22 protein-coding genes and 1 pseudogene are annotated in these 25,261 nt (G+C 70.2%); 8 read left to right on the forward strand and 15 right to left on the reverse strand.

The window, feature by feature from the left end:
• Positions 1-10: 10 nt before the first annotated feature.
• The 4 genes from chvE to OO69_RS45305 form a co-directional block, all read right to left on the reverse strand.
• Positions 11-1,123, reverse strand: a complete 1,113-nt coding sequence (gene chvE / locus OO69_RS45290; RefSeq protein WP_033286856.1) for a multiple monosaccharide ABC transporter substrate-binding protein — start codon at positions 1,121-1,123, stop codon at positions 11-13.
• A 369-nt stretch (positions 1,124-1,492) separates the two neighbouring features.
• Positions 1,493-2,467 (reverse strand): hypothetical protein, encoded by a 975-nt coding sequence (locus OO69_RS45295; protein WP_033286857.1) that lies wholly within the window; start codon positions 2,465-2,467, stop codon positions 1,493-1,495.
• 120 nt (positions 2,468-2,587) lie between these two features.
• On the reverse strand, positions 2,588-3,592 hold the full coding sequence (locus tag OO69_RS45300; protein ID WP_033286858.1) for a zinc-dependent alcohol dehydrogenase: 1,005 nt from the start codon (positions 3,590-3,592) through the stop codon (positions 2,588-2,590).
• Positions 3,589-4,746 (reverse strand): mandelate racemase/muconate lactonizing enzyme family protein, encoded by a 1,158-nt coding sequence (locus OO69_RS45305; protein WP_033286859.1) that lies wholly within the window; start codon positions 4,744-4,746, stop codon positions 3,589-3,591. Before OO69_RS45305 ends, OO69_RS45300 begins: the two co-directional genes overlap by 4 nt.
• Positions 4,747-5,001: 255 nt before the next feature.
• Between OO69_RS45305 and OO69_RS49655 the strand changes: the two genes are divergently transcribed.
• The gene (locus OO69_RS49655; RefSeq protein WP_051801752.1) at positions 5,002-5,826 is read left to right on the forward strand and encodes an SCO2400 family protein; all 825 of its coding nucleotides are present in this window, start codon (positions 5,002-5,004) and stop codon (positions 5,824-5,826) included.
• Between the two features lie 82 nt (positions 5,827-5,908).
• Here the strand turns inward: OO69_RS49655 and OO69_RS45315 are convergent, their stop codons facing one another.
• Positions 5,909-6,346, reverse strand: a complete 438-nt coding sequence (locus OO69_RS45315; RefSeq protein WP_033286860.1) for a MarR family winged helix-turn-helix transcriptional regulator — start codon at positions 6,344-6,346, stop codon at positions 5,909-5,911.
• Positions 6,347-6,472: 126 nt separating this feature from the next.
• On the opposite strand from OO69_RS45315, the gene OO69_RS45320 reads away from it, so the two are divergent.
• On the forward strand, positions 6,473-7,471 hold the full coding sequence (locus OO69_RS45320; protein WP_033286861.1) for an NADP-dependent oxidoreductase: 999 nt from the start codon (positions 6,473-6,475) through the stop codon (positions 7,469-7,471).
• A gap of 286 nt (positions 7,472-7,757) precedes the next feature.
• Here the strand turns inward: OO69_RS45320 and OO69_RS45325 are convergent.
• Positions 7,758-8,873 (reverse strand): annotated as a pseudogene (locus tag OO69_RS45325) (serine hydrolase domain-containing protein); the annotation flags it as partial.
• Positions 8,870-11,461, reverse strand: a complete 2,592-nt coding sequence (locus tag OO69_RS45330; RefSeq protein WP_033286862.1) for a M14 family zinc carboxypeptidase — start codon at positions 11,459-11,461, stop codon at positions 8,870-8,872. The pseudogene OO69_RS45325 and the gene OO69_RS45330, both read right to left, overlap by 4 nt.
• 175 nt (positions 11,462-11,636) lie before the next feature.
• Between OO69_RS45330 and OO69_RS53660 the strand changes: the two genes are divergently transcribed.
• Both OO69_RS53660 and OO69_RS45340 read left to right on the forward strand, forming a co-directional pair.
• Positions 11,637-12,506: a hypothetical protein gene (locus OO69_RS53660; protein WP_033286863.1), complete on the forward strand. Its 870-nt coding sequence runs from the start codon at positions 11,637-11,639 to the stop codon at positions 12,504-12,506.
• 41 nt (positions 12,507-12,547) lie between these two features.
• Complete coding sequence (locus tag OO69_RS45340; RefSeq protein ID WP_033286864.1) at positions 12,548-13,345, forward strand: EI24 domain-containing protein; 798 nt, start codon at positions 12,548-12,550, stop codon at positions 13,343-13,345.
• On the opposite strand, the gene OO69_RS45345 is transcribed toward OO69_RS45340, so the two are convergent.
• Both OO69_RS45345 and OO69_RS45350 read right to left on the reverse strand, forming a co-directional pair.
• Complete coding sequence (locus tag OO69_RS45345) at positions 13,340-14,596, reverse strand: pyroglutamyl peptidase (RefSeq protein WP_033286865.1); 1,257 nt, start codon at positions 14,594-14,596, stop codon at positions 13,340-13,342. The genes OO69_RS45340 and OO69_RS45345 overlap by 6 nt on opposite strands.
• Positions 14,597-14,677: 81 nt before the next feature.
• Positions 14,678-15,646 carry a LysR family transcriptional regulator gene (locus OO69_RS45350; RefSeq protein WP_051801754.1) on the reverse strand — a complete coding sequence of 323 codons (969 nt, stop codon included), beginning with the start codon at positions 15,644-15,646 and terminating at the stop codon, positions 14,678-14,680.
• A gap of 49 nt (positions 15,647-15,695) precedes the next feature.
• Between OO69_RS45350 and OO69_RS45355 the strand changes: the two genes are divergently transcribed.
• Positions 15,696-16,085 (forward strand): RidA family protein, encoded by a 390-nt coding sequence (locus tag OO69_RS45355; protein ID WP_033286866.1) that lies wholly within the window; start codon positions 15,696-15,698, stop codon positions 16,083-16,085.
• A 25-nt stretch (positions 16,086-16,110) separates the two neighbouring features.
• The gene (locus OO69_RS45360; RefSeq protein WP_033286867.1) at positions 16,111-16,458 is read left to right on the forward strand and encodes a YrdB family protein; all 348 of its coding nucleotides are present in this window, start codon (positions 16,111-16,113) and stop codon (positions 16,456-16,458) included.
• A gap of 28 nt (positions 16,459-16,486) precedes the next feature.
• On the opposite strand, the gene OO69_RS45365 is transcribed toward OO69_RS45360, so the two are convergent.
• Complete coding sequence (locus OO69_RS45365; protein ID WP_033286868.1) at positions 16,487-17,071, reverse strand: TetR/AcrR family transcriptional regulator; 585 nt, start codon at positions 17,069-17,071, stop codon at positions 16,487-16,489.
• A gap of 107 nt (positions 17,072-17,178) precedes the next feature.
• On the opposite strand from OO69_RS45365, the gene OO69_RS45370 reads away from it, so the two are divergent.
• Positions 17,179-19,623 carry a beta-glucosidase H gene (locus tag OO69_RS45370; protein ID WP_033286869.1) on the forward strand — a complete coding sequence of 815 codons (2,445 nt, stop codon included), beginning with the start codon at positions 17,179-17,181 and terminating at the stop codon, positions 19,621-19,623.
• Positions 19,624-19,734: 111 nt separating this feature from the next.
• Here OO69_RS45370 and OO69_RS45375 read toward each other — a convergent pair whose 3' ends face one another.
• Positions 19,735-20,715 (reverse strand): aldose epimerase family protein, encoded by a 981-nt coding sequence (locus tag OO69_RS45375; RefSeq protein WP_033286870.1) that lies wholly within the window; start codon positions 20,713-20,715, stop codon positions 19,735-19,737.
• A 10-nt stretch (positions 20,716-20,725) separates the two neighbouring features.
• Complete coding sequence (locus OO69_RS45380) at positions 20,726-21,631, reverse strand: SGNH/GDSL hydrolase family protein (protein ID WP_033286871.1); 906 nt, start codon at positions 21,629-21,631, stop codon at positions 20,726-20,728.
• 255 nt (positions 21,632-21,886) lie between these two features.
• Between OO69_RS45380 and OO69_RS45385 the strand changes: the two genes are divergently transcribed.
• Positions 21,887-22,381 carry a DUF3145 domain-containing protein gene (locus OO69_RS45385; protein ID WP_033286872.1) on the forward strand — a complete coding sequence of 165 codons (495 nt, stop codon included), beginning with the start codon at positions 21,887-21,889 and terminating at the stop codon, positions 22,379-22,381.
• A 138-nt stretch (positions 22,382-22,519) separates the two neighbouring features.
• Here the strand turns inward: OO69_RS45385 and OO69_RS45390 are convergent, their stop codons facing one another.
• The 3 genes from OO69_RS45390 to OO69_RS45400 form a co-directional block, all read right to left on the reverse strand.
• Positions 22,520-23,791 carry a beta-ketoacyl-[acyl-carrier-protein] synthase family protein gene (locus tag OO69_RS45390; protein ID WP_033286873.1) on the reverse strand — a complete coding sequence of 424 codons (1,272 nt, stop codon included), beginning with the start codon at positions 23,789-23,791 and terminating at the stop codon, positions 22,520-22,522.
• A 115-nt stretch (positions 23,792-23,906) separates the two neighbouring features.
• Positions 23,907-24,155 carry an acyl carrier protein gene (locus tag OO69_RS45395; RefSeq protein WP_033286874.1) on the reverse strand — a complete coding sequence of 83 codons (249 nt, stop codon included), beginning with the start codon at positions 24,153-24,155 and terminating at the stop codon, positions 23,907-23,909.
• Between the two features lie 105 nt (positions 24,156-24,260).
• Positions 24,261-25,256, reverse strand: coding sequence for a ketoacyl-ACP synthase III (locus tag OO69_RS45400; RefSeq protein WP_033286875.1), 996 nt, complete (start codon positions 25,254-25,256; stop codon positions 24,261-24,263).
• Between the last annotated feature and the right edge of the window lie 5 nt (positions 25,257-25,261).

Below are 25,261 nucleotides of genomic sequence, written 5' to 3' on the forward strand. Positions count from 1 at the left end.
GGCCGCGGAATTACTTGAGTTGAGCGTCCGTGTAGTACCCGCCCTTGACCAGCACGTCCTCGTAGTTCGTCTTGTCGACGCTCACCGGCTGCAGCAGGTAGGCGGGGACGACCTTGGTGCCGTTGTCGTAGGTCTTGGTGTCGTTGGTCTTCGGCGTCTTGTTGTTGAGGACGTCGTCGATCATGGTGTCCGCGACCTTGGCGAGCTGGCGGGTGTCCTTGTAGACGGTCTGCGTCTGCTCACCGGCGATGATCGACTTCACCGAGGCCAGCTCGGCGTCCTGACCGGTGATCACCGGCAGCGGCTTGGCGGAGGTGCCGTAGCCGTCCGACTTCAGCGCGGACAGGATGCCGATGGAGATGCCGTCGTAGGGCGAGAGCACCGCGTCGACCCGGCCGGTCTTGTAGGAACCGGTGAGGATGTCCTCCATGCGGTTCTGGGCGGTGGTGCCGTCCCAGCGCAGGGTGGTGACCTTGTTCAGCGCGGTCTGCCCGGACTTGACGACCAGTTCCTTCTTGTCGATGTACGGCTGGAGCACCTTCATCGCGCCGTCGAAGAAGTACTTGGTGTTGTTGTCGTCGTTCGAGCCGGCGAACAGCTCGATGTTGAACGGGCCCTTCTTGCCGCTGGTCAGCCCCAACTTCTCGGCGATGTACGTGCCTTGGAGGGTGCCGACCTTCTCGTTGTCGAACGAGGCGTAGTAGTCGACGTTCTTGGTGCCGAGGATGAGGCGGTCGTAGGCGATGACCGGGATCTTCGCGGACGCGGCTTCCTGGAGCACGTTGTTCAGGGACTTGTTGTCGATCGCCGCGATGATCAGGCCCTTGACGCCCTGGGTGATCATGTTCTCGATCTGCGAGACCTGGGTGTCCGGGTCGTCCTCGCCGTAGACCAGCTTGGTCTTGTAGCCCTTGGTCTTGAGGTCCGCGACCATGTTGTTGCCGTCGGAGATCCAGCGCGCGGAGGACTTCGTCGGCATCGCGATGCCGATCGTGCCGCCCTTGGCGCTGCTCTCCTTCTCCTTGCTGCCGCCCGAGCCGCTCTGGCCGCAGGCGGACAGGGTCAGCGCGAGGGTGGCTGCGCCGGCTATGAGGGGGAGGGCGCGACTTCTGCGGATGCGCATGTGAACTGGCCTCATTCTTCTCGTCGTTGAGAGGTGCAGCGAGCGTGGGGGGTGGTTCAGGATGCGGGGTGGTGCCTGTTGAGTTGTGCGGTGCGGGTCCGGTGGGGGCTGGTCGCGCAGTTCCCCGCGCCCCTTCGGAAGCGGGCCTGTGTTGAAGAGGTGCGGGTTCGGTGGGGGCTGGTCGCGCAGTTCCTCGCGCCCCTGTGGAAGCGGGCCTGTGTTTGAGAGGTGCAGGTCTGTTGTGGCTGGTCGCGCCCCGCGGCGGAGCCGCACATCGATACAGCCCCGCGCCCCTTTGATGCCGGCCCGGGTTTTTAGGGGCGCGGGGAACTGCGCGACCAGCCCCCACCGGGCCGCAGCCCCCGTTGATCAGTCGGTGGCACTCTCTGTGGGGAAACGGTTGAGGGAACCCGGCAACCTCGTGCCAAGGGGAGCCATGTCGCCGTCCGCGCCGTGGCGGGCGAGGAGGTCCAGGGCGAGACGGCCCCGGCGGACGCGCTCGCGCGCCGTGTCGAGGGTGACGTCCCGCATGTGGGTGCCCCACGGGTAGATGCCGGGGGCCTTGGAGAGGCCGAACTTCAGGTACAGGGGGGCGCCTCGGCGGATCAGTTCCGCGACCTCGTACATCCGGATGTACCCACCGAGGTCGTCCGGCGCCTCGATGTACATGTCCATGGGGGCCGCCGACACCCGCCGGATCTCCGTCAGGTGATCCAGCGTCAGGTCACTCGGGACATTGAGCGAGTCCGCGCCCAGCTTCTCGTACACCGCGTACGCCGCCGGGTTGACCGGCCCGATCAGCGCCGACACCTTGAGCGTGGTGTCGGCGGGGATGATCCCCGCCACCCGCGCCCGGTGCAACGTCCACAGCACACCCTCGTCGGCGACAAGCAGACACTTGACGCCCAACTCCGTTGCCCGCACGGCGTCTTCGACACACCCGGCGACTGCGTCATGACCCCGCGCACGCAGACCCCCGCCCCGCGAGTCGGAACGGACCGAGCCCCCGATGTCCCACGTCCCGCGCGGCCCGGTGAACAGGCAGAGCTCGATGTCGCGTTCACCGGTCGCCTCGACCATCTCGGTGATCTCGGCGTCGGTCAGCATCCACACGCCGCTGCCCTGGCTGATCCGGTGGATCGGCACGTCCAGGCGCGAGGACTCCTTGAGGATGACCGCCAGCGCCTCGGGCCCCTCGCACGAGGGGATCTCGGTGCGCCAGCGACCGCCGTCCGGGAAGGTGTGGGTGGAGGCGTCGGCGGGGTCGAGGGCGGGCGCGCCCAGGCCGAGCGCGGAGAGCGCCTGCTCCCCGGGCCGGCGGGCTGCCGTGGCGGTGTCGGTCACTTGCTGTCCTTCGCGTTCGGTATTTCGGACGAGGTTCGCGGCTCGGGGTACGAAAGGCTCTGGTGGTACGCCGGCACGGGGTGGTCAGGTCACCCCGTGCCGACGTACGACTGGGGTGTCCTACGGCCGCAGCAGCACCTTGCCGACCTTGGGATCGCCGGACCCCACCAGCTCGATGGCCTGCGGGAACTCGGCGAGCGGCAGCTCATGGGTGACCAGGGGGAGCGGATCGAGCAGGCCCGCCCCGAAGACCCGGACCGTGTGCGCCCAGGCGTCCGGCGGTGCCCCGAAGACGGTGTGCACCTCCAGCTGCCGTACGACGAGATCGGTGGGGTCCAGGCCCTCGGCGCCCGGGGCGGGGATACCGGTGAGGACCAGGCGTCCGCCGCGCCGGAGCAGGGAGGCGGCGGTGCGCGCGGCGGACGCGGACCCGGCGGTCTCGATCACGACATCGAAGTCGTCGGGCAACTCCTGGTCCCTGGTGAGGAATCGGCTCGCGCCGAAGTCCTTCGACAGCTTGGCGCGGTCGGGCCGGGTGCCCACCACGAGCAACTCGGCCGGTGAGCCCGCCTTCAGGAACTGCACCGCGAACATCCCGAGCGTGCCGGTACCGACCACCGCGACCCGCTCGCCCGGGCGGGCGTTCGCCTTCAGCGCGGCGGCCGCGATGCAGGCAGCGGGCTCAAGCAGCGCCGCCGCCGTCAAGTCGGCCTCGTCCGGGAGGACATGGAGGAGGCGGGCGGGGAGCGTGAGGGTGGCGGCCATCGCGCCGGGCTGGGTGAAGCCCGTCTCCTCGTAGCCCGCCGTGCACAGTGTCGTCTCGCCCGCGTGACAGCGGTCGCAGACCTGGCAGTTGCGGAAGCCCTCGCCAACCACCTTGCGGCCCACCAGAGTTGCGGGCACCCCGGCGCCCACGGCCTCCACCGTGCCGGACCACTCGTGGCCCGGGGTGAGGGGGTAACGGACGTAGCCCTCGGGCCTGTTGCCCTGGTACACCTCGCGGTCGCTGCCGCAGATGCCGACCGCGTGGACGCGCACCAGCGCCTCGCCCGCGTCCGGCCGCCGCGGCTCGTGCGAGGCCAGCCGGTGCTCGCCCGGTGCCTCGATGACGACCGCGGTGCTCACTTCGAACCCTTCGGCTTGCGCTGCTCCCAGCCATCCGCCCAGAGGTCGAACCGCGCCTGCTGCTGCGGGAATTCGGCCGCCGCGTCGGTGTCCAGCTCGACGCCGAGACCGGGCGCGTCCGAGAGGTGGAAGTAGCCGTCGATCACCTGCGGGGCGCCCTTGACGACCTTCTTGATGTCGGCGTCCGCGAAGTCGTTGAAGTGCTCCAGGATCTTGAAGTTCGGGGAGGAGAAGCCGACTTGGAGCGAGGCGGCGGTCAGCACCGGGCCGCCCACGTTGTGCGCGGCGACGAGGACGTAGTGCGCCTCGGCGGTTGCGGCGAGCTTGCGCGTCTCCCAGATACCGCCGAGGTGACCGACGTCGGGCTGGATGATGTCGACGGCCTGGCTCTCGAACAGCTCGCGGAACTCGATCCGGTCGTGGATGCGCTCACCCGTCGCGATGGGGATGTCCACCTTCGCGGCGACCTTCTCCAGCGCCTTCAGGTTCTCCGGCGGGACCGGCTCCTCCAGCCACGCGGGCTTGAACGGCGCGAGTTCGTGCGCGAGCCGTACGGCGGTCGAGGGCGAGAACCGGCCGTGCATCTCCAGCATCAGCTCGGCGTCCGGACCGATGGCATCGCGCACGGCCTCGATGAGGGAGACCGCGTAGAGGGTCTGCTCGTGGTCGAGTTCGAAGTGCCCGGTGCCGAAGGGGTCGATCTTCAGGGCCTTGTAGCCGCGCTCCATGACCCCCTGGGCGGCCTTGTGGTAGGCCTCCGGGGTCCGCTCGGTGGTGTACCAGCCGTTCGCGTACGCCTTCACCTTGTCGGTGACCTTGCCGCCGAGCAGCTGCCACACCGGCACGCCGAGGGCCTTGCCCTTGATGTCCCAGCAGGCCATCTCGATGACGGCGATGCCGGACATGACGATTTCACCCGCACGCCCGTAGTCGCCGTACTTCATCCGGCGTACGAGGTCTTCCACGGCGAACGGGTCGGAACCGAGAATGTGGTTTGCCTCGGCCTCGCGCAGGTAACCGATCAGCGCGTCGGTGTGGCCCAGCATCCGGGTCTCGCCGACGCCGGTGACGCCCTCGTCGGTGTGCACTTGGACGTACGTCAGATTGCGCCATGGCGTCCCGACCACGTGCGTGCTGATTCCCGTGATGCGCACGGCAGTTGCCCCCTGTGCTCTTCAGTGCTGTTCGAAATTTCGGCTCACGTTCGAAATGCTGGGCAGACAGTAAGGACGGCGGGGCGGGGGTGTCAATGGGTCGAACGCGTAACGGTTTCGGCAAGAGACGCGATCGGCGTACCGCTCGGCGGCGTCGGTTCGTGACGGTTCTTGTCGTTTCCCGCCGCGTCCCTACACAACTTTCACAGGCGCGCCTATGAACGTTACCTGTGAGGAACTTAGTCTTCCGGCGTCATGGACTACTGCCACCCCTGCGGCCGGCACCTGAACGGCGCCCTCGCGTGCCCGGGGTGCGGCGCACCAGTCGAAACCCCGGTCGAACCAACTGGCGCCCACGCGCGCGGAGTTGACGTACGCCCGCAGACGGACGACGTCCCGCACGAGGGTGCGGACGCGGGCGCGGATGTGGCGGATGTGCCCGCCGCCGCGCACGAGGACGACCACGCGGACGGCCACTCGCACGGCGAGCCTCAGGGGCGTGCCGCGCGGCGGAAGAGCCGGGGGCGGGGGCGGGTCGACACCGCTCTCGTCGCGGCCGAGGACGACGACGTCGAGAGCCCGGACGCGGCAGGTGCGAGCCGTCGCGATCGCAAGGCCGCGGCGCACCGGAGGCGGCGGCGCCGGGTGCTGCTGATAACGGCCGGTTTCGTACTGGCGGCGGGCGGCCTGAGTCTGGCAGAGCTCGGCACGGACGCGCCGTTCTCGACCTCGAGGTCCGCAGCGCCGGGCGCGTCGGCGGAGGGCGGTTCGGACGCGGAGGCCAGCCAGACGGCGGAGCCCCTGGACGTCACGAAGACCGTCGGAACCAGCGCGGGTACGGCGTCCCCGGACGCGTCGGCGTCACCGTCCGCGTCTCCTTCGGAGTCCGCGAAGGAGACGAAGGACCCCAAGGCGTCGCTGACGCCGACGACGGACACCGGCGGCGGTGCCACGTCCCCCGCGTCCACGTCCACGACGGACCCGGCGACCACCCCGTCCTCGGAACCGTCGTCCTCCGACCCGAGCCCGACGCCGTCGCCCTCGGAGACCTGCAAGCAGATCCTGTGGTGGTGTTCCTGAGCCGCTCGGCTCAGACGTCCGTGGGCGGCGCGGTTCAGATGCCCGTGGGCGGTCCGGTTCGGATGCCCGTGGGCGGCCCGGCTCAGACCTCCAGCATCCGCCGCAGCAACCCCCGCAACGCCAGTCGCTCCTCGTCCGACAGCCCGGCCAGCGGCTCGCGGGCGAACCGTAGGGACTCCCGCAGGCTACGGGCCACCCGGCGCCCCTCGTCCGTGGCCGCCGCCAGCTTCACTCGGCGGTCGGCGGGGTCGGGGCGGCGCTCCACCAGGCCGCGCGTCTCCAGCCGGTCCACGATCCCCGTGACGTTCGACGGCTCGCACTTCAGCTTGAGGGCGAGTTTGCGCATGGGCAGGGGCTCCAGGGAGAGCAGGCTGAGCAGCCTGGCCTGGGCTCCGGTCAGCGCGTGGTCGCCCGCCGCCTCCTCGTAGTCCGCGTAGAACCGCGCCACGACATCGCCGATCAGCTCGACGACCTCCATGGTCACGGGGTCGGAGCGACGCGTCTTTTCGGGTGTGGCCATGGGCTCAGAGTACCCCGTTACTTGACATCATGAAATATTCAGGCGCATGGTTGTTTCAGGTACTGAAGTATTCGGCAGTATGCGAGTCACCCCGCACGGCCCCCTGCACTACGAAAGGCGCTTGTGATGATCAACCGCGAATGGCACCTCCTCAGCCGCCCGGTCGGCTGGCCGAAGCCCGAGGACTTCGCCCTGGTGGAGACCGAGACCCGGGCCCCGGCCGAGGGCCAGGTGCTGGTGCGGAACAAGTACCTGTCGGTCGACCCGTACATGCGCGGCCGCATGAGCGCCCGCAAGTCGTACACCGCCCCCTTCGAGCTCGGCAAGGTCATGCAGGGCGGGGCGGTCGGCGAGATCGTCGAGTCGAACGCCGAGGGCTTCGCGGTCGGCGACCACGTGCTGCACTTCGGCGGCTGGCGCGAGTACGCGACCATCGACGCCAAGGGCGCCGTCAAGGTCGACCCCGACCTCGCCCCGCTCTCCACCTACCTCGGCGTCCTCGGCATGACCGGCCTCACCGCCTACGCCGGTCTGCTGCGCACCGCGTCCTTCAAGGAGGGCGACTCGGTCTTCGTCTCCGGCGCCGCGGGTGCCGTGGGCAGCCAGGTCGGCCAGATCGCCAAGCTCAAGGGCGCCTCCCGGGTCATCGGTTCCGCTGGGTCCGACGAGAAGGTCAAGCTCCTCGTGGAGGAGTACGGGTTCGACGCGGCCTTCAACTACAAGAACGGCCCGGTGAGCCAGCAGCTCCGCGAGGCCGCTCCGGACGGTGTCGACGTGTACTTCGACAACGTCGGCGGCGAGCACCTGGAGGCGGCGATCGGTTCCCTCAACGAGCGTGGGCGTATTGCCATTTGCGGCATGATCTCGGTCTACAACAACACCGAGCCCGCCCCCGGTCCGCAGAACCTCAGCCGCCTCATCCAGACCCGCGGCCGCATCGAGGGCTTCCTCGTCGGCGACCACTACGACCTGCAGCCGCAGTTCGTCCAGGAGGTCGGCGCGTGGGTGGCCTCCGGTGAGCTGAAGTACCGCGAGACGGTTGTCGAGGGCATCGAGAACAACCTGGAGGCGTTCCTCGGGCAGCTGCGTGGGGAGAACACCGGGAAGATGATCGTCAAGCTCTGACGGGGCGGTGTCTTTTTAGAGGCCGAGGTCTCTGACGGGGCTGGTGTTCTTTAGGGGCTCAGGTCCCTGACTGGGCCGGTGTTGGCTGGTGTCGCGTGGGTGGGCCTGTGCTTTCCACCCCGCGCGCACCTCCTTTGGTTCGGTCGCCTACGGGGCGCTGCCGTGCTCGATATGCGCCTACCGGCGCGTGGCGGTGTCGAGAGCCCCACCGTGCTCGGCGCTGCGCGCCTCCGCGCGCTGGGGCTCTCGACACCGGCGCGCCCCTACGGCTCCCTCTCGGCCGTCCACGTACGTTTTCCGGGGCCGCTCCGCCGGGGAAGGCGAAACGGCGCCTGGTGTAGCCGTAGGCCAAGCCGCTGCGGGGGTCGGCGAAGGCCTGGGAGCCGGCCGCGCCGCTGTGGCCGATGGTGCCGGCGCCCAGGAACGGGTAGGCGGCGTCCGCGGTGGCCTGGAAGCCGAGGCCGTATGCGCGGTGCGTGCCGGTCACCACGTCGTAGCCGACGGAGTGCAGCTGGCCGAACTCGGCCGCCGTGTCCGGCTTCAACAGGGCGGCCCGGTCGTCGACTTCGCTGATCGCCGCCGCGTACAGCCCGGCGAGACCGCGCGCCGACGCCACCCCGCCGACCGACGCGGGACCCTTGGCCCGGATCACCCGCTCGTTCGGCAGGGACTCGAGGACGGTCGGCTGCGCCGCGTGCTCGTTGAACGCGATCGCGGCGAGACTGTGCGGGCTGGACGGCTCGGCTGCGCGGGCGGCCTCCTGCTCCGGGGTCAGCAACTGGGGCTGGACGGTGCGGAATCGGGGCTCGTGCGCCGTCGGCAGGCCCAGGAAGAAGTCCAGCCCGTACGGCGCCCGCACTCTCTCCTCGTGCACGTCCCGGAGCGAACGGCCCGTGGCCCGCCGTACGATCTCGCCGGTCAACGCGCCGATCACCAGGGCGTGATAGCCGAAGACCGTGCCCGGGCGCCAGAACGGCCGCTGGTCGGCGAGGCGTTCGGCCACCGCCCGGTCGTCGGCCAGCTCGTCGAGCGTGAACCCGGTGTCCGTGCCGACCAGGCCCGCCCGGTGCGCGAGCAGCTCGCGCAGTGTCAGCGCACCTTTGCCCTCGGACGCGAACTCCGGCCAGTAGTACGTCACTTTGCGGTCCAGCTCCAGCGTGCCGTCCTGCACGAGGAGCGCCACCACGAGGTGCGCGGCGCCCTTCGTGGACGAGAACACGCCATAGAGCGAGTCGCCGTCGGTACCAGGTGGCCCCGCCCACAGGTCGACGACCCGCCGACCGTGTACGTATGCACACAACTGGCCCTCATAATCGGCGCGTTCGGTCGCAACGAACGCGGCGAACTCCTCCCGCACCGTTTCGAAGCCGTCGGCTACGGTGCCGTGGATCTCCTGGGTCATCTGCTCTCCTCGACTGATCCGCTGCTCGCGTGTGCCAATGCGCGTGTGCCGTCGCTCGTGTGTGCCATGGTGAACAACGCCCGTCCGACCTGCGGGAGTTCCCCCTTCGGATGATCCCGGAAGAGCGGCTCCGTGCCGAACAGGACAGCTCGCGTGTCACTGACGACCGAGGGCCGCCCCGCCGCGTCCGCGGGACCGCCGGAGCCGTCGGCCTGTGTCCGCCAGTGCCCGGCGAGGAGTGGATTTCCGGTCGCGTACGACTGCTCTACGTGGACTCCGGCGCCGAGTCCGGTGAACCACACCGGCGCGTAGACGAAGCCGTAGGGCGGGGCGCCGGTGGTGACCGGTCCCGAATTCACCACCCGTACAACGCCGTTGGCCTCCTCGGTGCCAGAGACGGGCGTTGCCGTCAGTAGTCCGGTCGTGGAGGCGAGCGCGGTGCCGGTGACGCCCCGGCCGACGAGTCCGTGCCCGGAGGAGAGGAAGGTGCGGAGGGCGGTGCGGGCGGTCGGGGTCAGGTCGCCGTCCTCCAACTCCGTTGACACGAACAGCACATCGGCCTTCGACCAGTCGAATCCCTCGTTCAGGATGTCCGTCGACACCGGTGTGACGTCGAAGCCCATCTCCCGCAGCGCGAACAGTTCACCTGGAGTGACGGCTGCGGCTACGCGGACGGGGTGGAGTGCCGTGACACCGGGGAGGGTTGTGGTCTCGAATGCCACGTCGTAGGCCGTCGCGGCCTCGGTCACCTTCGCTCGTGCTGTCGCTGTCTTCGGCTCCGGCACGATCGCGCTGCCGTCCGCCGACCGTCGTACCGGAATCCCTTGTCTGAGGAGCGAGTTGAGGGCCGCGAACTCGGCCGGGTCGGTGAGGGGGAGGCGGAGGTCGCCGTGCGGGGCGACGTGCGCCACGGGGGAGGGGGCGGCGATGGTGGTGAGGGGTGTGGTGGGGAGGGTGGGGACGGGCTTGACCGTGGCGCCCCATAGGCGGCCCAGGCTCCAGGCCGAGATGTCGTACATCGCCGTCACCTTGTCGCTGATGTCCCGGCCGTCGGCCAACAGGGCGTTCGCCAGGCCCCGTTTGGGCTGGTGCATGTCGACTACGTACGGGCCGGTCGCCGCGCGTAGCACGCGGACGTCGTTGGCGATGAGGTGCTCGACGAGGCGCGTGCCCGCGGTGTCGGGCGCAATGGTGTAGGCGCGGGGGAAGTTGGTTGTGTAGACGTCCTCGGGGCCGATGCCCGGGACGCCCGGGACGGTCAGCGGGGATACGGGTACTTGTTCGGCGCCTGTCGCGCCCCGCCGGAACATCTCGATCTGGTCGGCGATGAGTGAACTGCGATGGGAACGGGCGAAGTTGAGGGTGGCGCGCATGGCCGCGCCCGCGACGGCCACGTTGATCGCGGCGCGGCGGTGCAGCTCGGCGGTGGGGAGGGTGTCGTAGGCCGAGTTGTCGACCTGGAGCGGGATCTCGACCGTGTGGGCGGCGACCGCGCCCTGGAAGGCGGCGTACTGCGGGGTGAAGACCGGGGGCCAGTCGTCCCAGCCCTCCGCCTGGTCGCGGAAGGGGATTTGGGCGGGCTCGACGCCGTCCTTCGCCGGTGTGTAGCCGAGGGCGTTGACGGCGGTCTCCATGCCCAGGGCGTTGGCGTAGGTGTTCTTGAGGAAGAGGTCGTACTCGTAGTTCTCGCCGTGCGGGGGAGTGGTCGGCTCGATGAGGGTGCCGTTGACGTAGCCGTGCAGGTCGAGCAGGACGGCGGGCTGTTTGTCGATCGTGAGCGCGCGGATCGCGCGGGCCTCGGGCTGTGAGGCGGTGATCAAGTCCCGGTTCAGATCGAAGCCGTTGGCGTTTGCGCGGGTGCCGGCGATACGGCCGTCGGGGTTCGCGGTGATGTTGAAGTAGAGGCGGCTGTGCGCCAACAGGTCTTTTGTGTTGGTGTCGTTGGCGGTGGCTAGCTGCTGGATGAGGTCGAGGGAGGCGTCCGTGCCCTCGCGTTCGTCGCCGTGGATGTTGTTGTCGATGAGGACCGGGGTCTTGTAACCGGCCTTGATCTCGGGGGAGTTGGCGGCGGTGGCGGGTGCGTTCTCGATGAGGTCGCGCATCCGTTCCTGGGCGGTGGCCTGGGTGGTGGTCTCCGGGGCGGTGACCGTGACGAGGTAGAGCCGGTGGCCGGCGGACGAGACGCCCGCGACCTCGACACTCACCCGATCGCCCAGTTGCTGGAGGGAGTTCAGGCGCGGGGCGAGGGCGTGGTACGGGGTGAGGCCGAGCTTCAGTGACTTGTCGGCGGGGTTCGTCGGGTCGGGGGAGAGGAGTTGGCGGCGGGGGTAGCCGAGGCGGGGGTCGGTGCGCGGGACGGTGGCGGTGAGGGCGCGGCGGGCGGCGGTGACGGGCGCGCGGGCGGCGGACCGGTCGGGGCCGGAGCCCTCGCGAATGGTGGGGTCGGGCGCGGAACCCCGGCGGGGGACGGGCCGGGGCGTGGCGTCCGCCGGGCGGGGCTGGAGCAGGAGCGAACCGGCGGCGGTGGTCAGGGCGACGGCGGTGATCAGAACGGGTCTCGGGGGGACGGCTCGGGCAATGGTGCGCACGCGTACCTCCTCTTTGGTTCCAGAGATCGGTACGGCGAGCCGCACCTGTTCGACTCAACGGTGAACAGGAAGTTGTTGGTGTCGTCGATGCCCCGGATGGCGCATTCGGGGGGCCGGGGAAGGGGCATGCTGAGCACAGGTACCGAGCAGCGGGTGCGCACGGCGAGGAGTTCCCATGGCAACGATTCCTTCGCTCCCCAGCAGGGACGAGGTGCTGCGCATGGCCCGCAGCACCACCGACATCACCGGCCAACTCCTGGACACGGCGGGGAACATCACCAGGATCGCGATCAACACCCTTGATCCACGGGACGGTTCGGGCGCGGAGGCGCTACGGGTGCTGCGCGAGACCACCGCCGAACTGGCCGAGGCGAGCGCGTCGCCGCAGGCCCAGGAGGCGTTCTACCGCATCGTCGACACCCTGACCCGGCTCGGCACGACCGGCGCCCCGCTGGCCGTGCACCCGGTGAGCGCACCGGCGCAGGCGCTGCTGACGGTGATCGGCGACAGCCTGCTGCCGATCCTGGACGCGGTGGAACCGGCGGTCGAGGAGTTCGCCACGGCACTCGGTGACCTGGTCGAGGCGGCGTCCCCGTTGTTGCCCGCGGCGGCGGGCGTGGCCGCGGGCGTCCTGCTGGCCCTCACCCCGCTGATCCGCGCGCTGGCCGACACCCTGGCCGAATCGTCCCCCGAACTCCGGCGCGTGGCCGAGGCGTTGACGGCGGCGCTGGCTCCGCTGCTGCCGTTCCAGGTGGCCCTCGCGCAACGGGCGGCGACCGCGGGCGTGAACGTGGTCCGGGCCGCGCTCCCGCCCCTGGCCGACTTGACGGAGGCCGCGGCGGCGACCACGAAGGTGGCTGGACCTGTGCTGGTCGCGGGCGAGGAACTCCTCGTCTCCGCCCTGGAACGTCTCCAGCCGGCCCTCCTCTCGGCGACCTCCCGCGCGGGGCGGGTGGCCCGGGCGACGGCGGTACGGGTGACGGCGGCGGTGTCGCCGGCGGCGGAGCGGGGGGTTGTGGTGGCGGTGTCGAACGCGGGTGCGTAGCGGTGTCGACCGAGCGTGAGGCGCACCGTAAAGTTCGCCCCATGCATGATCTTGGCGCGGGGTTCGGCTATCTCCTGAAGGGCCAGCGCTGGATGGCGCGGCACGGGAGGCACTACGGTTTCGGGCTGATCCCCGGTCTGATCACGCTGGTCCTGTACGTGGCGGCGCTGGTCGCGCTGGCGCTCTGGGGCCAGGACTTCGTCTCCTGGGCGACGCCCTTCGCGGACGACTGGTCGAGCCCGTGGCAGGGCCTGTTCCGCGGCTTCCTCACGGCGGTGCTGTTCGTACTGGCCCTGCTGCTCTCGGTGTTGACCTTCACGGCCGTCACGCTCCTCATAGGCCAGCCGTTCTACGAGACCCTCTCCGAGAAGGTCGACCGGGACGTCTCCCCGGACGGCACGGCCCCCGAATCGGGCCTCCCGCTCTGGCGCGAACTGTGGATCTCGGCCCGCGACAGCCTCCGCATCCTGGTCCGCGCGGTGCTGTGGGGGATCCTGCTCTTCGCCCTGGGCTTCGTCCCGTTCATCGGCCAGACGGTGATACCGGTGATCGGGTTCTTCGTCACGGGCTTCTTCCTCACGGAGGAGCTGACGGCGGTCGCCCTCCAGCGCCGGGGCGTCGACCTCCGCGCCCGCCTCACCCTCCTCCGCTCCCGCAAGACCCTGATCTGGGGCTTCGGCACCCCCCTCGGCCTCTCCTTCCTGGTCCCGTTCGTCGCGGTGTTCCTGATGCCGGGGGCGGTGGCGGGGGCGACGATGATGGCGCGGGAGCTGTTGGGGGAGGAGACCGAGGGGGACGACGCGGAGGGCGAGGGCGAGTCGTCTTCTACGACCCTATGAACCGGCTTCCGCGTCCATAGCCACCGTCACCATCGCCCTCACCTGCGCGATGATGTCCACCCGGTTGCGTACGAACTCCGGATCGGTGATCGTCCCGGTCGCCGGGTCCGTGTTCCCCGCCCCGAACTGCAGTACCGGCGTGTGGATATGGCCGCCCGGCAGTGAGTTGTGCAGCCCGAGCCGGTCCCGTAGCAGGGTGGCGCGGTAGGCGATCTCGTTGGAGAGATAGTTCCCGCCGCCCCCGGAACGGGCCGTGGAGCCCGTGGTGGGCCCGTCCGGCCGTACGACAGGAGCGGTCGCGCCCGCCGGAATCTCGGTCACCTCGGTGTGGTCGTAGACGGGGAACCGCCCGGTGTCGGCGGCCACAATCGCCTTGTACGGCAGGGTCGTCGACGTCCATTGGGGCTGCGAGGCCGGGTCGGCGACGGGCACGGTCTCCGTCTTCGACACGTTGTCGTTGTCCGGATACCCGCCCCGCCAGGCCCCGTTGGTCCGCTCGACGTCGAAACGGCCCACCCGTCCCTGACTCACGGTCGTGAACAGATCCACCTTCGGCAGATACGGCCGCAACGCCCGCTCCACGGTCCCCTCGGCGAAGTCTGCCCACCGCACCGGGAACATGGCCGTCTCGATCCGCGCCGGTCCGTCCGCGGTCTGGATCACCGTGCCGTCGAGCGCGAGCGCGGTGGCCCCGGACGGATTGGAGATCCGGATGTCCGCGTCGAGCGTGAACGGGTCGAACCCGGTCACCAGAATCCGCTTGATCCCCTTCTCGTGCGGATACCGGATACTGCTCTGACCCCGCGAGGTCACTTCCAACTCCCCGAGAAGAGCGGCCCGTTGCCCCTCCGAGAGCCCGAACTCGGGCTCCCACTCCCGAACTTCCCGGGTCATCCCCAACCGGGCCCAGTACAACGGCCGATCGTCGTCCCGGCTCAGATCCCCACCGGCGGGCCCCCGCCCCTGCGCCCGGTCAACGGCCCGCTGCCACAACGCGGTTCCCTCGCGTACGACGATGCGGCGGGCCTGCGCGTAGCTGTGCGCGGCTTCGAGTGCTTGGGTGAACTCCGGGGCCACGGTGTCGAATCCGGAGTGTTCGAGGATCTCCTGGGGGACTTCTTTGTCGAGGCGTTGCTCCTCGACGGTCGGGGACAGGGTGGTGTCGGCTGCCGCCGCCCCGGTACCGGGGGCGGAGAAACCGGCCAGCAGGGCCAGGCCGAGGATGCCGGTCCGAACTCGTATGACGTTCAAGGTGGTTGAGGCCTTCCGTTCGCAGTGGGGTGCGGTGCGGGGCGGTGCCGTTCGGCCGCAGTATCGCGTGACGGGAGTGGTCTACGCCACGGGTGCGACGGCCGACCCGATCCGTTCCGCCTCGTCCTCCAGCACCCCGAGGAACGCGGCCCCGGCCGCCGACAACGACCGCCCCCGCACGGTCGCCGCGTACACCGCCCGCGCCGGCGCCCCCTCGTCCAGCACCGGCACCAACGCCACGTCGGCCCGTACGGCCCCGGCGGCGAGGGACGGCACCAGGGCCACGCCCAGCCCCGCGGCGACGTACCCCTCCTTCGCGGTCCACTCGGCGACGACGTGGGCGATCCGCGGCCGGAACCCCTGCCGGAGGGCGGTGTCGAGGAGGGTGCCCTCGGGGTGGGGGCTGCCGGATATCCAGTCTGCGTCGGCGAGTTGGGCGAGGCGGACCGGTCCCTGTCCGGCGAGGGGGTGACCGGCCGGCACGGCGACGTACAGCGACTCGTCGAGGAGATGGTGGAGTTCGTACGCGTCGAGCGGGGCGCGTCCCGTGGTGGAGACGATCGCCAGGTCGAGATGCCCGGAGGCGAGCCGGTCCAGGAGACGAGGGGTGAGACCCTCCTCTCGGGACAGCAGCACCCCCGGGTACCGGTCCCGGAACGCGGCCAGCGCGCGCGGCACCAGCACCGAGTCGGCCGTAGCGAACGCCCCGAACCGCACCCGCCCACCGGCCACTTCACGCAACGCCGCCAACTCACGCACCGCCCCGCGCAGCGACTCCGCCACCGCCTCGGCGTGCGGTACGAGCACCCGCCCCGCCTCTGTGAGCCGGACCCCCCTCGGCAACCGGTCGAACAACGCCGCCCCGCCCAACGCCGCCTCCAGCGAGGAGATCTGCCGCGACACCGCGGACTGGGTCCACCCCAACGCCCTTGCGGCCACCGTGAACGAGCCGTGCCGGGCGACCTCCAGGAACACCCGCAGCCACACGGTGGAGAGGTCGGGAACGGTGTCGTCCGGTGAACTGCCATGCAGGATAGGCATGTCAGCCATGCTAGACATTCGCTTGTCGCACCGCGGGGCCGGACCTAGCGTCGACGCCATGCGCATCACCCTGGACAACCCGGCCTCCGCGCCCCAGCCCCTGAGCCCCTACTACTCCCAGGTCGCCCGCGTCGAACACCCCGACGGGAGCGCCCTGTTGTTCCTCTCCGGCCAGATCGCCGAGGGTGCCACCCTCGCTGACCAGAGCCGCGGCGTCTTCGAAACCATCGCCGCCCTCCTCAAGGCCCACGGCGCGACCCTCGCCGACGTCATCAACATCCGCACCTACCTGACCGACATCACCGGACTCGACGAATACGGCACCGTACGAAGGGAGTTCCTCACGGGTACCCCGCTCACCAGCATGACCTTCGAGGTGCCCCGGCTGTTCCGGGCGGAGGCGCTGGTCGAGGTCGAAGTCGTGGCCGCCGTACCCGCGACAGGGTGATCCCCTCCGGGCGATACTGCCGCCCATGACCGCAGCGGAGACAGCGAAAGCAGCGAACCTCGGCGTCCTCTTCGCCATAGAGGTCGGCACCCTCGTCGCCGTCGGCTACTGGGGGTTCACCCGGGACCTCGCCACGCCGCTGACCTGGCTGCTCGGTGTCGGTGGGACCGTCGTGCTCGCCGTCGTGTGGGGACTGTGCGGGTCGCCCAAGGCCAAGTACAAGGTGCGGGGCGCCGGTCGGGTCGGGTTCGAGGTGGTGTGGTTCGGGGTCGGGGTTGCCGCGCTGGTGCTCGCCGGTGTCTACGACTGGGCCCTCGTCCTCGCCCTCGTGTGTGTCGTGAGCAAGACGCTGGCCGTCATCTGGCGGCAGTAGCAGGCCGGTTCACGACCCGGGCGTCGGCTCAGCCCTCGCCCAGCAGTGCCAGGAAGTCCCTGAACGCACCCGGCATGTCCACCGACTCCGGATCCAGCAGCCACTGGTACTGCAGCCCGTCCATCACCGCCACCAGCAGCGGAGCCGCCCGCTCGGGCGTCAGACCGTTCGGCAGGCGGTCGCCGTACTCGGCGCGCAGGACCCCCGCCATGCTCGCCCGGACGCGGACGTACCGCTCGGAGAAGTAGTCCCGCGCCGGATGCCCCTCCGTGACGCTCTCGCCGAGGAGGGCCGAGAAGGTCTGGATGATGCCGGGCCGCATCGCGTTGTACTCGACCAGGGAGGCCAGGAGGTCGACGCGCCAGCGGGTGTCCGGCACCGCGTCCCACTGGTCCCGTTCCTCCAGGACGGCGACGAGCAGCGCGTCCTTCGTGGGGAAGTAGTGCAGCAGGCCCTGCTGGGTCAGGCCGACCCGCTCCGCCACCGCCGCCAGGCTCGCGCCCCGGTAACCGCGCTCGGCGATCACCTCCAGGGCCGCCCGCACGATCTCGCCGCGTCGTTCCTCGCGCCGGGTCCTGGAGTTCGTGGCGTTCATGGCGTCACCGTACGACACCCGGCGACCGTTCACATAACAGCAAGGTTACGAAACCTACCGCTCTACAGGGAACCGATGCACGATGGAGGCACCGCACCGTACGGACTCAACGAGGAGGCACAGCGATGGCGGGAACCCGCACCCCGGCCGACGAGGCCCGTGAAGCAGCCGCGGAGGCGGCTCTCCGCAAGCTCGACCTGGATGCAAAGGCGCGGCTGCTCGCCGGGCAGGACATGTGGTCGCTGCCCGCGCTCCCGGAGATCGGTCTGAAGTCCCTCGTCATGTCCGACGGCCCCATCGGCGTCCGGGGCGTGCGCTGGACCGCCGACGATCCGTCCGTCGCGCTGCCGTCCCCGACCGCCCTCGCCGCCAGCTGGGACCCCGAACTCGCCCACCGCGCAGGCGTGTTGCTCGCCCAGGAGGCCCGCCGCAAGGGTGTGCACGTCCTCCTCGCCCCTACCGTCAACCTCCACCGATCACCCCTCGGCGGACGGCACTTCGAGGCGTACAGCGAGGACCCGTACCTCACCGGACGGATCGGCGTCGGGTATGTCGAGGGCGTCCAGTCCGGCGGTGTCGGCACCACCGTCAAGCACTTCGTCGCCAACGACGCCGAGACCGACCGCTTCACCGTGAACAACCTGATCTCCCAACGCGCCCTGCGCGAGCTGTACTTGGCCCCCTTCGAGCTCATCGTCGAGAACGCCCACCCCTGGGGCATCATGACCGCGTACAACACGGTCAACGGCACGACGATGTCCGAGCACCGCTACCTGGTGAACGAAATCCTGCGCGGCGAATGGGGCTTCGACGGCTTCAACGTCTCCGACTGGACCGCCGCCCGCTCCACCGTCGGCACCATCGAGGGCGGCCTCGACGTCGCCATGCCCGGCCCGAAGACGGTCTACGGCGAGGCCCTCGCCCGGGCCGTGCGCGACGGCGAGGTCGAGGAGGCCACCGTCGACACCGCCGTACGGAACGTGCTGCGGCTCGCCGCCCGCGTCGGCATCCTCGACGGCGCCGAACCCGTCGTCGCCGAAGCCCAACTCCCTTCCCCCGTAGACGGAGAGGCGCTCGCCCGCGAGATCGCCCGCCGCTCCTTCGTCCTCGTCCGGAACGAGAACGACGCCCTCCCGCTGAAGCCGAACGGCACCGTCGCGCTCCTCGGCGCCGCCGCCCGCGACGCCCGCGTCCTCGGCGGCGGCTCCGCCATCGTCTTCCCGCCGCACGTCGTCTCCCCGCTCGACGGCCTCACCGCCGCCCTCCCCGACGGCACCCTCACCTACGCCGTCGGCGCCGACCCGAACACCGAACTCGCCGACGCCGACAAGGGGTTCGAGCTGCGCGCCGTCTGCCGGGACGCGGCGGGCCAGGTCATCGGCACCGCCTCCGCACCCAGCGGACAGCTCCGGTGGATGGGCGACGACCTCCCCGAGGGCGTCACCCACGAGACCCTCCACACCGTCGAACTCACCGGCACCTTCACCCCGCGCGACACCGGCGAACACACCTTCGGCATCAAGGGACTCGGCGCCTTCACCCTCACCGTCGACGGCACGACGTACTACGACGACGTCCAACGCCCGCTCAAGGACGACCCGTTCAGCTCCTTCTTCGGTTCCCCCGAACCCCGCGCCCGTGTCGACCTCACCGCCGGCATCCCGGTCGAGGTGTCCCTGACCTACGTCGTGAGCTTCGCCGAGAACCGCGACCTCAAGGTCATCGGCTTCACCCTCGTCCACCAGGAACCGCAGCGCGACCCCGACGAACTCATCGCCGAGGCCGTCGAGTTGGCCCGCGCGGCCGACACCGCCGTCGTCGTGGTCGCCACCACCGAGCGCGTCGAGTCCGAGGGCTACGACCGGACGGACCTCCAACTCCCCGGCCGCCAGGACGACTTGGTGCACGCCGTCGCCGCCGCCAACCCGAACACCGTCGTGATCGTCAACTCCGGCTCCCCGGTCGAACTGCCCTGGCGCGACGAGGTCGCCGCCGTGCTGCTCGGCTGGTTCCCCGGCCAGGAGGGCGGAGCCGCCCTCGCCGACGTCCTCACCGGCACCCACGAACCCGGCGGCCGGCTCCCCACCACCTGGGGCTCCCTCACCGACGCCCCGGTCACCCAGGTCGTCCCGGCGGACGGCGAACTCCCGTACACCGAGGGCGTGTTCATCGGCTACCGCGCCTGGGAGAAGGAGGGCCGCACCCCGTCGTACCCCTTCGGGCACGGCCTCGGTTACACCGACTGGAGCTACGACGCGATCGAGGCGGAGGGCACGAGTGTGACCGTCCGGATCACCAACTCCGGTGCCCGGCACGGCCGTGAGGTCGTCCAGGTCTATCTGGCCCCGGTCGAGGCCGACCCGGAGCGCCCCGCCCGCTGGCTGGCCGGATTCGCCGGGGTCGAGGCCGGGCCCGGCGAGAGTGTCGACGTGGTCGTCGAACTTCCGCGCCGATCTTTCGAGATCTGGGATGAGACGGCGAACGCGTGGGCATTTGTAAAGGGTTCGTACGAGATCCAGGCCGGGCGCTCGATCACCGACCGCAGGGTCGCGACGACGATTAACGTCTGATCCGGGACGCCGTCCCCCTCAGACAGCCCCGGTCCGGGACCTGACCCCTGGACCGGGGCTCATTCTTGCCCGGGAGACAGCCAACTCAGGCGACCAACTCAGGCGACCAACTCAGCGGGCCGAGAAGCCGTACACCGTCTCCGAGCGGTAGGTGTCGCCCGGGCGCAGCTCCGTGCTCGGGAACTCCGGGCGGTTCGGGGAGTCCGGGAAGTGCTGGGTCTCCAGGGCGATCCCGGCCCCCGGGCCGAACGGCTCGCCCAGATGCTCACCGGTGTAGAGCTGGATGCCGGGCTCGGTGGTCGCCACCGTCAACACCCGCCCGGACGCCGGGTCGTGCAGCTCGGCGATCTCGACCGGGGCCGGGGTGAGGCCCTTGTCCAGCACGAAGTTGTGGTCGTACCCGGAACCCACCTTCCGCGCCTCGCGGAAGTCGAAGCGCGTGCCCGTCACGTCGTCGAGGGCGCCGGTCGGGATCAGGTCCGCGTCGACCGGCGTGAACCGGGAGGCGGCGAGCCGGAGTTCATGACCACCCGCGCCGCCCGTGCTGCCCGCGCCGCTCAGGTCGAAGTAGCTGTGGTTCGTGAGGTTCACGATGGTCGGCGCGTCCGTCGTCGCCTCGTAGCCGAAGTGGAGCCCGCCCGACGCGTCCAGCGTGTACGTCGCCGAGACGGCGAGGCGCCCCGGGAAGCCCTCCTCGCCGTGCGCGCTGACCCGGCTGAGCCGCACCCCGTGCTCGACCGGCTCGACGTCCCACACGCGCTTGTCGAAGCCGCGCTCGCCGCCGTGCAGGGAGTTGGGCGCGTTGTTCTGCGCCAGCGAGTACGTGACGCCCTCCAGCGGGAAACGGCCGCCCGCGATCCGGTTCGCGTACCGCCCCACCAACGCCCCGAGATACGGCTCGGGATGGGCGAGACAGCCGTCCAGATCCGCGAACCCGAGCACCACGTCCGCCGTGTGCCCGTCCCGGTCCGGCACCTCCACCGACTGCACGATCCCGCCGTACGACAGCACCCGCACCCGCACACCGGCCCGCTCCAGCGTCCAGCGGTGGACCGGCGTGCCGTCGGGAAGGGTGCCGAAAAGTTCGCTCATGAGGGAAACCCTAGGTCACGGGTGTGCGCGCGGTGACGTGCCGGTAGGCGATCTCGGCGAGCCGCGCCTGCCCGTCCGTACTCGGATGGAACCAGTCCCAGTGGCTCAACTGGTCCGTCCCGAACCGGTAGTCGTAGACCGCGCCCCCGTCGAACCGGCACCGCTCGTCCGTCGCGCACACCTGCTCAAGCACCTTGTTGTACGCCTCCACCCGGTCCTGCACGGTGTCGCGCCGCTCGGTCGCCGCCGCGTCCAGGGCATCAGCGTCGGCCAGCATCGAGGGGCAGATGCCCAGCTTCCAGACCTCCTTGCCCAGCGGGTTCGTCCGCCCCTGCGACCAGAGCCGCTTGAGATTCGGCACGCTGGCGACGTAGACCTGCGTCTTCGGCAGCGCCCGGCGCAGCGACTTCAGCGAGGTCTCGAACTCGGCCCGGAAGTCGGCCACGGAGGTCATCGCCGAGGTCGAGGCCGCGCAGGCGTCATTGGCCCCCACCATCACCGTGACCAACTGCGGCTTGCGCGCGGCCGCCTGGCCGATCTGCGCGGGCAGGTCGGCCATCCGCGCCCCGGTCTCCGCGTAGTTCCAGCTGCGCGCGGCCGCGCCGGTCTTCCCCAGCAGTCGAACGGCGAGACTGTCGACCGAAGCGGAACTGCCGGTCGCCCAGGACACCTCCGGGCAGTCCGACAGCACCGAACAGGCGTCGAAACCACGGGTGATGGAGTCGCCGACCGCCGCGACCGAGGACGGGCTGCTGTCCCACAGCGGGGTGGGGGAGGGCTTCGCCTTGGCCGCCGTACCGCTCTTGCTGTGCGCGCCGGCGGAGCCACCTCCGCCGGAGTCGCAGCCGGCGGCTCCCAGGACGGTCGCCGCCAGGACGGCGAGCACGGCCTGTGAACGGTGACGTCGGTTTCGCATGCCCTGGCCCAGCCCCTTGAAGTCGTGTAGCGGTCCCCTCCCATAACAACGCGCGAGGGTTCCCGCACGTGTGCGATGCAACGGCACACCCCCGTACAAGCGTCCCCATGGGTGAATGGCGGCGTTTCCTGGCACCGGGAGGGACGGTACGTCACACTCCGCGCGCCGCCGCACGGTAGCCTCGCCCTCAACGTGGCTGCCCTGCCGCCGCCGTTCGCCAGTCAGCAAGATGCCCCGCTCTGTCCGGAGGTCCCGGTGACGACACGTGGAGTTCTGTACGTGCACTCCGCGCCGCGCGCGCTGTGCCCGCACGTCGAGTGGGCCGTCGCCGGGGTGCTCGGCACACGCGTCAGCCTCGACTGGATCCGACAGCCCGCCGCCCCCGGAACATGGCGCTCCGAATTCTCCTGGCAGGCCGAGGCGGGCACCGCCTCCAAACTCGCCTCAGCCCTCCGAGGCTGGCACCTCCTCCGCTTCGAGGTAACCGCCGAGCCCAACCCCACAGCCGAGGGCGAGCGCTACAGCTGCACCCCCGACCTCGGCATCTTCCACGCCGTAACCGGCATCCACGGCGACATCCTCATCCCGGAGGACCGCCTGCGCGCGGCCCTGACCCGCTCCCAACAGGGCGAGACAGACCTGGAAGCGGAAATCGCCAAACTCCTGGGCAAGCCCTGGGACGACGAGCTGGAGCCCTTCAGATACGCGGGCGAAGGCGCCCCGGTCCGCTGGCTACACCAGGTGGTCTGAAAATCGCCGGTCAGGGGCGCTGCTTTTAGGGGCGCGGGGAACTGCGCGACCAGCCCCCACCGGCCGGCACTCGACAAACGACGAAGTGGCCCGCCCCCAATACCCAGGGGGCGGGCCACACACAGTTCAGCAACCGCCTCAGACGGTCCGGAACGCCAACACCACGTTGTGCCCACCAAACCCGAACGAGTCGTTCAGCGCAGCAATCCGCCCCTCAACAGGAAGCTTCCGAGCCTCCCCGCGAACAACATCCGCGTTGGCCTCAGCCTCAGGATCAAGGTTCTCGACATTGATGGTCGGCGGCGCGATCCGGTTGTACAGCGCGAGCACGGTGGCAACCGACTCGACACCCCCCGCACCACCCAGCAGATGCCCGGTCATGGACTTCGTGGCCGAGACAGCCATGTGGTCGGCGTCGTCACCGAACACCTTGCGCAACGCCTTGAGTTCGGCCACGTCACCCGCGGGCGTGGACGTCGCGTGCGCGTTCACGTGCACGATCTCCGCCGCGTCGAGGTCCGTGTTGTCCATCAGGTTCCGCAGGGCCTGCGAGATGCCACGCCCCTCCGGCTCCGGCTGCACGATGTCGTGGCCGTCGGCGGAGATACCCTGCCCGACCGCCTCGGCGTACACCCGGGCACCGCGCTTCGCGGCGTGCTCGGCGGACTCCAGGACGAGGACGCCCGCGCCCTCGCCGAGGACGAAGCCGTCGCGGCCCATGTCGTAGGGACGCGAGGCGCCCTGCGGGTCGTCGTTGTTCTTGGACATCGCCATCATGTTGCCGAACGCGGCGATGGGGAGCGGGTGGATGGCCGCCTCCGTGCCACCCGCGACGACGACGTCGGCGCGGCCGGTGCGGATCATCTCGATGGCGTAGCCGATGGCCTCGGCGCCGGAGGCGCACGCGGAGACCGGCGTGTGCACACCCGCGCGGGCGCCCACGAGCAGACCCACGTTGGCGGACGGGCCGTTCGGCATCAGCATGGGGACGGTGTGCGGGGAGACGCGGCGTACGCCCTTCTCCTTCAGCACGTCGTACTGGTCGAGCAGGGTCGTCACACCGCCGATGCCGGAGGCGATGACGGTGCCCAGCCGGTCGGGGTCGACGGCGGGGTCCTCACCGGCCTTGTCGGTGAAACCGGCGTCCGCCCAGGCCTCCTTGGCCGCGATCAGCGCGAACTGCGCCGAGCGGTCCAGGCGGCGGGCCTGCGGACGCGGGATGACCTCGGAGGGGTCCACGGCGGCCGGCGCGGCGATACGGACGGCCTGCTCGGCGGCCCACTCCTGCTCCAGGGGCTTCACGCCGGACTTGCCGGCGACCATGCCTTCCCAGGTAGAGGCTGCGTCGCCACCCAGCGGTGTGGTTGCGCCGATACCGGTGACGACCACGGTGCGATTGGTCGGGCTCACGGGAATTCTTTCTCCAACGGTACGAGGATTAAGCGGCGCCACCGCCGGGTGGCGGGGCCATGCAGCCGGGCCTATGAGGTGGCTAGGGCCCGGTGGTCCGGGCCCGAGACGTGGCTCAGGCCTGGTGCTCGAGGATGTAGGTGGTCGCGTCGCCGACCGTCTTGAGGTTCTTGACGTCCTCGTCGGGGATCTTGACGTCGAAGCGCTCCTCGGCGGCGACGACGACCTCGACCATGGACAGCGAGTCGACGTCCAGGTCGTCGGTGAAGGACTTGTCCAGCTGGACGTCCTCAACCGGGATGCCGGCGATCTCGTTCACGATGTCGGCGAGACCGGCGACGATCTCTTCCTGAGTGGCGGCCATGTCAGGCGCTCCTTCTTTGTGATCCAGAGGGTGTGGCGTTCCCGCCGCGGCAGCGGCGGCTGAGTACAGCCGTGCCGGATCCGATGATGATCCGGCACGGAGTGCCTAGGGGAGGGTAACGACCGTCGCGGCGTACACGAGACCCGCCCCGAAGCCGATGACGAGCGCGGTGTCGCCGCTCTTGGCCTCGCCGGTCGCCAGAAGCCGCTCCATAGCGAGCGGAATCGAGGCGGCCGAGGTGTTGCCGGTGGTGCGTACGTCACGCGCGACCGTGACGTGCTCCGGCAGTTTCAGCGTCTTCACCATCGAGTCGATGATCCGCTCGTTGGCCTGGTGGGGAATGAAGACATCCAGGTCGTCCGGGGTGATCCCGGCCGCGTCCAGCGCCTGCTGGGCGACCTTCGCCATCTCGAACACGGCCCAGCGGAACACCGCCTGGCCCTCCTGCGTGATCGCAGGGAACTTGCCCGTGCTGTCGTACTCGGTCCACGGCACGGTCTGCTTGATGGTGTCGGACTTGTCGCCCTCCGAACCCCACACGGTCGGACCGATCATCGGCTCCTTGGCGGGGCCGACCACGACCGCGCCCGCGCCGTCACCGAACAGGAAGGCCGTCGCGCGGTCCTCCAGGTCGGTCAGGTCGGACAGCCGCTCCACGCCGATGACGAGCACGTACTCGGCGCTGCCCTCGACGACCATGCCCTTCGCGAGGGTGAGGCCGTAGCCGAAGCCCGCGCAGCCCGCCGAGATGTCGAACGCGGCGGCCTTGTTCGTGCCCAGCTTGTCGGCGATCTCCGTCGCCACGGCCGGGGTCTGCTTGAAGTGCGAGACCGTGGACACGATCACGCCGCCGATCTGCTCGGCGGTGATGCCCGCGTCCGCGATCGCCTTGCCGGACGCCTCGATGGACATCGCGGCGACGGTCTCCTCGTCGTTCGCCCAGTGCCGCGTCTCGATGCCCGAACGGGAGCGGATCCACTCGTCGGACGAGTCGATCGTCTCCAGGATCACCTCGTTCGGGACGACACGGACCGGACGGTAACCGCCCACACCGAGGATGCGCGCGTACGGTGCGCCCTTGCTCGGCTTGATCTTCGACATGTTCG

It is taken from the genome of Streptomyces sp. NRRL F-525 (genome assembly GCF_000716605.1).
Classification (GTDB): Bacteria; Actinomycetota; Actinomycetes; order Streptomycetales; family Streptomycetaceae; genus Streptomyces.